Source organism: Mesorhizobium sp. WSM3859 (genome assembly GCF_002295065.1).
In the GTDB taxonomy this organism is placed as follows: Bacteria; Pseudomonadota; Alphaproteobacteria; order Rhizobiales; family Rhizobiaceae; genus Mesorhizobium.
Genome location: NZ_NSGG01000004.1, coordinates 553,901 through 561,071 on the forward strand (window position 1 = coordinate 553,901; position 7,171 = coordinate 561,071).

Sequence of the window (7,171 nt, forward strand, 5' to 3'; positions counted from 1 at the left end):
CCCTGCGCTCCAACACTGCAAGCATTCAGAGAATGAACCAGGCCAAACCAAGGCCCATACTGGAGAACCTCGAACCATGACCTTCCTCAGCACAGTAAAGGCGGTTGCCATCTCGGCGGCGCTGGCCGTGTCGGTAGCCTTGCCGGCCGCCCACGCGGACGAGCAATATTTCCCGCTACAGAGCTATCGCGTCGGGCCTTACGCGGCCGGCGGCACCGGCTTCTTCGGCGGCTTCATCGACTATCTCAACCTGATCAACATCCGCGACGGCGGCGTCAACGGCGTCAAGCTGACCTGGGACGAGTGCGAGACCCAGTATGAGGTCGAGCGCGGCGTCGAATGCTACGAGCGGCAGAAGAGCCACGCCGGCGCTGCCGCCTGGAATCCGCTGTCGGTCGGCATCGCCTACGCCATGATCGACCGCATCACCGCCGACAAGGTGCCGCTGATCACGGTCAATCACGGCCGCACCGACTCCACCGACGGGCGGGTCTTCCCCTATGTCTTCCCGCTGCTGCTCAACCCCTACAGCGAGACCTCCGGCATCGTGAACTACATTGCCGCCAAGGAAGGCGGCATCGACAAGCTGAAGGGCAAGAAGATCGTCGTGCTCTATCACGGCTCGCCCTACGGCAAGGAGACGATCCCGATCTATGAATTGCTGGCGCAGAAATACGGCTTCACGGTGCAGCAGATCGAGGTGCCGCATCCCGGCAACGAGCAGCAGTCGCAGTGGCTGACGATCCGCCGCGCCAAGCCGGACTTCGTCGTGCTGCGCGGCTGGGGCGTGATGAACCCGGTGGCGCTGAAGACGGCGGTGAAGGTCGGCTACCCGGTCGATCACATCATCGGCAATGTCTGGTCGAACTCGGAAGAAGACGTCATCCCGGCCGGCGACGCCGCCAAGGGCTACACCGCCATCACCACGCAGGCTTCGGGCAACACTTATCCGGTGGTGCAGGAGATCGTGAAGACCGTCTACGGCGCCGGCAAGGGCAACCTCGAGGACAAGTCGCGGATCGGCTCGGTCTACCACAATCTCGGCATCGTCAACGGCATCCTCAATGTCGAGGCGATCCGCATCGCGCAGGAGAAGTTCGGCCACCGCACGCTGACCGGCGACGAGGTGCGCTGGGGCTTTGAGCACCTCAAGCTCGATCCGGCCAAGGTCGAAGCGCTCGGCGCCAAGGACCTGTTCCACTCCATCAATGTAAGCTGGGACAACCATGAAGGCGAAGGCTACGTGACCTTCCAGCAGTGGGACGGCAAGAAGTGGAACGTCGTTTCCGACTGGATCGCCCCCGACTGGGCGTTGCTCCGGCCGATCATCGAAAAGTCGGCCGAGGCGTATGCGGCCGAGAAGGGCATCAAGCCGCGCACCGCAGCCGATGCCGAAGCGGTGGCCGCCACCAACTGATCCAACGGACCGGGCGCCGGACTATACTCCGACGCCCGGTCATCCACTTCGCAGACATCAGGGAAGCGCGCGATGCCGGGCAATGACGTCATCCTCGCCGTGGACAATGTCCACGCCACTTACAATCACGCCATCACGGCGTTGCACGGCGTCAGCTTCGAGATCAGGCAAGGCGAGATGCTGGCGCTGCTCGGCGCCAACGGCGCCGGCAAGACCACCACGCTGAAAGCCGTCTCCAACCTGCTGCCGGCCGAGCGTGGCCAAGTCAATGCAGGCACCATCCGCTACGATGGCGGGGACGTCTCGCGGCGACAGCCGGGCGACCTGGTGCGCGCCGGGCTGGTCCAGGTGCTGGAAGGCCGCCACTGTTTCAAGAGCCTGAGCGTCGAGGAGAACCTGGTTTCCGGTGGCATCGGCCGCAGCGGCAGCCGCGCCGAAATCAATCGGGATCTGGAACGGGTCTATGGCTATTTCCCCCGCCTGCGGGAAAAGCGCCGGACCTTGGCGGGGCTGACCTCGGGCGGCGAACAGCAGATGACGGCAATCGGTCGGGCGCTGATGTCGCGACCGCGCCTGCTCGTCCTCGACGAACCGTCGATGGGGCTTGCGCCGCTCATCGTCCAGGACATCTTCCAGACGCTCAGGAAGCTCAACCGCGAGACCGGCCTGTCGATCCTGGTCGCCGAGCAGAATTCGGCGGTCGCGCTCGGCTATGCCGATCATGCCACGGTGCTCGAGAACGGGGTCTCGGTTCTCTCCGGCGCCGCCGCCAGCCTGCGCCAGCGCGAGGATGTGCGCGCCTTCTATCTCGGACAACAGCCTTCGCCCGCCGCCCAACCAAGCCATCTTCACGCCGTCGTGTGACCAAAATCCCAAGGAGCCATGAAATGACTGTGTCCAATGTCAAGACCGACAAAGCCGCGGCCGCCGTTCCGCCGGTCGCCAGACCCGCCGCGCCCGCGCATATCATCAAGAACGACGCCGAAGCGATCGCGGTCGCGCATCGCCTTGCGGCCGAGTTCGTCAAGGAGTCCTCCAGGCGCGATCGCGAGCGGATCTGGCCGGTGGCCGAACTTGATCAGTTCTCGCAGAGCGGCCTGTGGTCGATCAACGTGCCGAAGGCGTTCGGCGGACCTGAAGTATCCTACGCCACATTGGGCAAGGTGATCGAGATCATCTCGGCCGCCGATTCCTCGATCGGCCAGATCGCGCAGAACCACCTCGGTGTCGTCGCGGCCATCCGCACCGTCTCCGACAAGGACCAGCAGGCGCTGCTCTTTGCCGAAGTGCTGAAGGGGACGCGGTTCGGCAACGCCTTTTCCGAATTCGGCTCCAAGCGCGCCGCCGATTTCGAGACCAAGTTCACCGACGCCGGCGATCATGTCATCGTCAACGGCCAGAAATTCTATTCATCGGGCGCCTTGCTCGCGCATCTGGTGCCGATCGTTGCGCTCGACGACGAGGGCCGCGCCTGGTACGCGATCGCCGATCGCGGCGCGCCGGGACTGACCGTGATCGACGACTGGTCGAGCTTCGGCCAGCGCACGACACTGTCGGGCACCGTGATCATCGACAACGTCAAGGTGCCGAAGACGCATCTCGTTCCGGGCTACAAGGGTTACGACAAGCCGACCGCAGACGGAGCCATCTTCCAGATCATCCAGGTGGCGGTGGACACCGGCATAGCGCAGGCGGCGATCGACGAGACGGTCAACTTCGTCAGGACTAAGAGCCGCGCCTGGATCGACAGTGGCGTCGACAATGCCTGGGACGATCCCTACACGATCCAGGCCATTGGCGACCTGACGCTTCGCCTGCACGCCGCGCAGGCGCTGCTGGAAAAAGCGGGCCTCGCCATCGACAGGGCGGTCGCCGAGCCGACCGCCGAGAGCGTCGCGCATGCGCAGATCGTCACTGCGGAAGCGAAAATCCTGTCGACCGAGATCGCGATCGCGGCGACCAACAAGCTGTTCGAACTGGCCGGCACGCGCTCGACGCTCGCCGAGCACAATCTCGACCGTCACTGGCGCAATGCGCGCACCCACACGCTGCACGATCCGGTGCGCTGGAAATATTCGATCCTCGGCAAGTATTTCCTCAACGGCGAGAATCCGCCGCTGCACGCCTGGAGCTGATCGCGCCGTTCCGCCAAGGTCGGTCGGCCTAGGCGAAGCCTCCGCCAAGTGGCGGCCGGCAGGGCCGCCCAAATGTCAATCCGGAGCACCCTTGGAGGTCCGTTCCATGTCCAGCCCAGCAATCGTCGGCTTTTCCGGCAACATCACCCGCCCGTCGAAGACGCGCAGCTTCGTCGATCTCGTTGTCCGGGACATCGCCACGCGCTATGGCCTGACGGGGCACACCTATGACATCGACGATGTCGGCCCGTCTCTAGGCGCAGCCAAATGGTCGCGCGATCTCGATGACAGGGGGCAGGCGATCCTGACGCAGGTCATCGCCGCCGACGTGCTCGTGGTCGGCTCGCCGACCTACAAGGGCAGCTATACCGGGCTGTTCAAGCATTTCTTCGACCTGATCGATCCGTCGGCGCTGAGGGGCAAGCCCGTGCTGCTAACCGCGACCGGAGGCGGTGAACGCCATGCCCTGGTCGTGGAGCACCAACTGCGGCCGCTGTTCGGCTTCTTCGAAGCCTTCACGCTGCCGACGGCTGTCTATGCGACCGACAAGGATTTTACCGATGGTGTGCTCCGGTCCGAACTTATCCTGAAGAGGGCGGCGCAGGCCGTCGATGGGATCGCCGTTCTGCTTGCTGACAAATCCGATGTCAGAGTGGCCGCCGAATAATCATACGGCGGGGTTCCAGCGGTAAAACCCCCAAATAGTTTGCTTTCTGATCGGCGGTCTGCATCGCGGCGGACGCCGGCCCGCGGCCGTTGGCAAATCCGCCGGAACCGCAATCGCCTGGCGCCGCCAATTCGAGTTCATCGGCAAGGCAAGGGCTGCTGCTTCGGTTTCGGCGAAGCAAAGGACAGAAAAAGACTTCTTTTGGCGACCCGGCCCGGATGCTCTCTTGCGGGACCTAGAACAAGGCCTGCCTGGGAGGGCGACGCATAACAAGAGAGCGGCTGCCGAAACACCGCCTGGCTTAGGCCATCTGAATGGGCCGATGCCGGCAACAGCCATGGGGAACCACGACAATGAAGACATTCCGCAATTGCCTGATGACCGCGGTCAGCGCAGGCCTGCTGGGCTTGGGGCTTGCCGCTCCCGCCGACGCCGGCGCCATTCGCCTCGGCATGACCACCTGGGTCGGGTACGGGCCGCTGTTTCTTGCCCGCGACCTCGGTTACTTCAAGGAGGCCGGCGTTGATGTCGATCTGAAAGTGATCGAAGAATCGGCGCTCTATATGGCGGCGGTCGCCGGCGGCGATCTCGACGGCGCGGCATCCACGGTCGACGAACTGATGAAGTACCGCTCCGACGACCTCTGCTTCAAATATGTCGTGGCGCTTGACGACAGCCACGGCGGCGACGGCGTCGTCACGCAGGCCGACGTCAAGTCCCTTAAGGATTTGAAGGGCCAGCCCGTCGCCCTGAACGAGGGCTCCGTTTCCGAATTCTGGTTCAACGTGCTCCTGAAAAAGGAAGGCATGACAGAGGACGATGTCAGCGTCACCAACATGACCGCCGACGACGCCGCGACGGCCTTCATCGCCGGCCAGGTTCCGGCCGCCGTGACCTGGGAGCCGCACCTGACCGAAGTCCGCAAGGGCGGCAAGGGAAAGGTGCTGATCGACTCCACGACGACGCCTGGCCTGATCGTCGACGTGATCGCGCTCAAATGCGACCTGATCGAGAAGCATCCCGAAGATGTGAAGGCTTTGATCAAGGGCTATTACAAGGCGGTCGACTACATCAAGACCAATCCGGACAAGGCCTATGAGATCATGGCCAAGGGCATTGGCGGCTATCTCGAGAAGCCCGAGGATTTCGCGGCCGGCGCCCAGGGCGTGCGCTATTACGACCGCGCCCGCAACCTGGAATTCTTCGGCACTCCGGAAAAGAGCGAAGCGGCCGACCTGGTGAACTTCGCCCAGGATGTCTGGGGCAAGGCCGACAAGCTCAAGATGACGATCGACGCGAAGACCATCCTCGATACCGATTTCATCAAGGAACAGTGAGCCTTCGAAACTGACAGGGTTGGTCCCTCGGGGCCGGCCCTGTTTTCTCGAAAGCCAGAGTTTCGCGTATAATCACGGAGGCCATCCTATGGCACAGAGGCGGACGGCGTGGACGCGCCTGACGACCCCATTCGCCAACATTCCCGCCAGCACTGCAACCACGCTCGCATTGGCAATGTGGATAGCCGTGATCGGCGGCTGGGCCTTGCTGTCCTACGGCCGTGTCGTGCCGAACATGTTCCTGCCGACGCCCGGAACGGTGCTGCAGACGGCCTATCGCATGTCGCTCGACGGCAGTCTTTTCTACCACACTTTCACCAGCGCCAAGGTGGTGATTCTGGGCTTCATCGTATCCTCGGCGATCGCGGTGCCGCTGGGGTTGTGGATGGGCACCTACCGGGCTGTGCAGGCGCCGCTGGAGCCGCTGGTCAACTTCATCCGCTATTTGCCGGTGACTTCCTTCGTGCCGCTGTTCATCCTTTGGATCGGCATCGGTATCGAGCAACGAATAGCGGTCATCTTCTTCGGTACCTTCTTCCAGCAGCTGGTGATGATCTCCGATTGCGCGCGCAGCGTCTCGCGGGACCTGGTCAACGCCTCCTACACTTTGGGCACCAAGCGCTCAGAGGCGGTGTGGCACGTCTTTTTCCCCGCCGCGCTTCCGGCGATCCTCGACACGCTTCGCGTCACCATGGGCTGGGCCTGGACCTATCTCGTCGTGGCCGAGCTCGTCGCGGCGTCGAGCGGCCTCGGCTATATCAGCCTCAAGGCGATGCGCGGCTTCCAGGTCGATGTAATCTTCATGGCGATCGCCGCGATCGGGCTTCTGGGCCTCATCACCGACACGGCATTCCGCATTTTCCGGGCAAGGGTCGCGCCATGGGCGCCTTGATCATGAACGCCTCCTCGCAAACCGCAGCCGGATCAAGGGTAGTGATGACCGAAACCATCAAGGCGAACAATTTGGACGGCACGGCCCATGCAGCCGGCGATCAGCGTTCGGCCGGCACCACGATGGCCATCGAGGACGTGACATTGCGTTATGGCGACGCCAACGGCGTGCTGGCGCTGGACGATGTGTCGCTGAAGGTCGCCAAGAACGAATTCTGCGTCATCGTCGGCCCTTCGGGCTGCGGCAAATCCAGCCTGCTCTATCTCGCGGCCGGCCTCAACGACGCGACCTCCGGCAGTATCAAGGTGGACGGCAGGGAAGTAATCGAACCGGGTCCCGACCGGGGCATGGTGTTCCAGAGCTACACCTTGTTTCCCTGGCTCACGGTGCGCGCCAACATCGAATACGGCCCCAAGCGCAAGGGTCTGCCGGCGGAGCAGCGCAGGCAGATCGTCGACCAGTATCTCAATGAGGTCGGCCTTGCGCCCTTCGCCGACCACTATCCCGCGCAACTCTCAGGCGGCATGAAGCAGCGTGTGGCGATCGCCCGCGCGCTGGCCAACGACCCGGCCGTGCTCTTGATGGACGAGCCGTTCGGCGCGCTAGACAGCCAGACGCGCGGCACCATGCAGAAGCTGCTGCTGCGTGGCGTGGGTGTAATAGGCCTGATCGCCATAGGCCGCCTTCTCGTCGCCGCAGATCAGCTGGTCAGCCGGCTCGGTG

The 7,171-nt window shown here is 63.5% G+C and carries 7 protein-coding genes; all 7 read left to right on the forward strand.

What is annotated here, in order from left to right; all coding sequences use genetic code 11:
• Positions 1-76: 76 nt before the first annotated feature.
• On the forward strand, positions 77-1,417 hold the full coding sequence (locus CK230_RS12585) for an ABC transporter substrate-binding protein (RefSeq protein ID WP_095817455.1): 1,341 nt from the start codon (positions 77-79) through the stop codon (positions 1,415-1,417).
• Between the two features lie 72 nt (positions 1,418-1,489).
• On the forward strand, positions 1,490-2,281 hold the full coding sequence (locus CK230_RS12590) for an ABC transporter ATP-binding protein (protein ID WP_095817456.1): 792 nt from the start codon (positions 1,490-1,492) through the stop codon (positions 2,279-2,281).
• A 23-nt stretch (positions 2,282-2,304) separates the two neighbouring features.
• Positions 2,305-3,552 (forward strand): SfnB family sulfur acquisition oxidoreductase, encoded by a 1,248-nt coding sequence (locus CK230_RS12595; protein ID WP_095817457.1) that lies wholly within the window; start codon positions 2,305-2,307, stop codon positions 3,550-3,552.
• A 106-nt stretch (positions 3,553-3,658) separates the two neighbouring features.
• Positions 3,659-4,219: an FMN reductase gene (gene msuE / locus CK230_RS12600; RefSeq protein WP_095817458.1), complete on the forward strand. Its 561-nt coding sequence runs from the start codon at positions 3,659-3,661 to the stop codon at positions 4,217-4,219.
• A gap of 353 nt (positions 4,220-4,572) precedes the next feature.
• A complete protein-coding gene (locus CK230_RS12605) occupies positions 4,573-5,556 on the forward strand; it encodes an ABC transporter substrate-binding protein (protein ID WP_095817459.1) in 984 nt (327 codons plus the stop codon).
• 88 nt (positions 5,557-5,644) lie between these two features.
• Positions 5,645-6,448: an ABC transporter permease gene (locus tag CK230_RS12610; protein WP_095817460.1), complete on the forward strand. Its 804-nt coding sequence runs from the start codon at positions 5,645-5,647 to the stop codon at positions 6,446-6,448.
• Positions 6,449-6,570: 122 nt separating this feature from the next.
• Positions 6,571-7,171: ABC transporter ATP-binding protein (locus CK230_RS12615; RefSeq protein WP_245429901.1), on the forward strand; the 601-nt coding region annotated here is incomplete at its 3' end.

Excerpts from the sequence above, each read along its gene's own strand:
- CK230_RS12585 (WP_095817455.1), top strand. The coding sequence starts at position 77 with ATGACCTTCCTCAGCACAGTAAAGGCGGTTGCCATCTCGGCGGCGCTG.
- CK230_RS12590 (WP_095817456.1), top strand. The coding sequence starts at position 1,490 with ATGCCGGGCAATGACGTCATCCTCGCCGTGGACAATGTCCACGCCACT.
- CK230_RS12595 (WP_095817457.1), top strand. The coding sequence starts at position 2,305 with ATGACTGTGTCCAATGTCAAGACCGACAAAGCCGCGGCCGCCGTTCCG.
- msuE (WP_095817458.1), top strand. The coding sequence starts at position 3,659 with ATGTCCAGCCCAGCAATCGTCGGCTTTTCCGGCAACATCACCCGCCCG.
- CK230_RS12605 (WP_095817459.1), top strand. The coding sequence starts at position 4,573 with ATGAAGACATTCCGCAATTGCCTGATGACCGCGGTCAGCGCAGGCCTG.
- CK230_RS12610 (WP_095817460.1), top strand. The coding sequence starts at position 5,645 with ATGGCACAGAGGCGGACGGCGTGGACGCGCCTGACGACCCCATTCGCC.